This window comes from Methylophaga sp. UBA5088, assembly GCF_002414625.1.
Taxonomy (GTDB): Bacteria; Pseudomonadota; Gammaproteobacteria; order Nitrosococcales; family Methylophagaceae; genus Methylophaga; species Methylophaga marina.
On sequence record NZ_DIAC01000010.1, the window covers coordinates 40,299 to 41,829 of the forward strand.

General features: G+C 43.3%; 2 protein-coding genes. Both read left to right on the forward strand.

The window, feature by feature from the left end:
• The coding region (locus tag B4K20_RS00955; protein ID WP_289281539.1) for a DUF4942 domain-containing protein at positions 1-1,255 on the forward strand (1,255 nt) is incomplete at its 5' end.
• On the forward strand, positions 1,252-1,531 hold a 280-nt coding region (locus B4K20_RS00960), incomplete at its 3' end, for a hypothetical protein (protein ID WP_289281540.1). The genes B4K20_RS00955 and B4K20_RS00960, both read left to right, overlap by 4 nt.

A 1,531-nucleotide genomic window follows, 5' to 3' on the forward strand; every position in this document is an offset into this window, starting at 1 on the left:
CGAAGGCTTTCGTGTTGTTGATACTGACTTCTTAGCCTACGCCAGCACCAAGCAGTACGACACTATCATCATGAACCCACCGTTTAGCAATGGTGATAAGCATGTACTAAAAGCGTGGGAAATTATTTACAGCGGTGACGTGATAGCACTGCTTAATGCTGAAACATTAAAAAACCCTCATACAGAATCAAGAAAGTTACTTGTTAGCCTGGTTGAGCAGCATGGTGAGGTTGAGTACCTACAGGGCCAGTTCGTCGACGCAGAGCGTAAAACGGGTGTTGAGGTTGCTTTAATAAAGCTGAGTAAGCGTAACAGCGTAAACAGTGATTATTTCCAAGGTATGAAGCAGGCAGAAAAAGAAGATGAGCCGGCAGAATACGGTAACCAGTTAGCGCTACCTGAAAGCCGTATTGAAAACATGGTCCTGGCATATACCAGTGCAGTCGACGCAAAAAGACGAGCAGTTATCTCAGCAGCAGAATCAGCTTATTACGCAAGCCTAATCAACGGTAATGGTGAAGATGAAACCGAGATGGTCAAAGAGTCACTTAATGACTTTGTGGACCAACTTCGTGAATCGGCATGGCGAACAGTCACCAGTCTTGCCGACTTCCATAAGTACATGACGGAAAAAGTCAGAGAGCAGTTTGAGGCTCAAATTTCTATTGTAAGCAATCTTGAGTTCACTACTGAAAACATCAAGACGTTCCTTAAAAACCTAGTCAAAGACTACGACTCAATCATTGAAGAATGCATTGAGGAAGCCTTCGACTTAATGACTCGTTACCACAAAGAAAACAGGGTCCATATCGAAGGTTGGAAAAGCAACGATTATTTCTTCGTCAACAAGCGTGTCGTGCTCCCAAATATGTGTGACATACATTTCATGATCACAAAGAAAATACGCTGGGAAAAAGAGCGTGTACTTGATGATATCGACAAAGCACTAGCTCACATTGCAGGGCTTCAAGACCAAGTCGACGCCGTTGATGAGCATGGCAGGAAATATAAAAAGCCCGGTTACAAAAAAGTATCAGCTGCACTCAATGATGAGGCGGTCGACTTTGGTGAAAGAGTAGAGAGTGAATTCTTTTATGCTCGAGTGTTCAAAAAAGGCACGGTCCATCTTTACTTCAAAGATATGAAATTGCTTGAGCAATTCAATCTGATTGTCGGGCGTAAACGTGCATGGCTTCCAAAACAAGATGAGCGAGTGCCTGAAGCTTTTTGGGTGATGAATGGGAGGGCAGCATGAACCCCCAAACCTTCCACATATCAACACCAGTAACCAGAGCTAATTGCATAGCGTTTATTTCTCAGATTGATGATCCAAACGCAATCGTGGTCATAAAAAATAAAAAAGAGACTCGCAGTGCTGCTCAACTTCGTCTCAAGTGGGTGTGGATGGGTGTATTACAAAAAGAACGTGCAGGCTTTGAAGGTAGAAGCCGTGAAGGCTGGAATCGTTATTTTAAAGGCAAATACATTCGTCCGATTTTGCTTGAACAGGATGAACAGTATCACGAGTTCT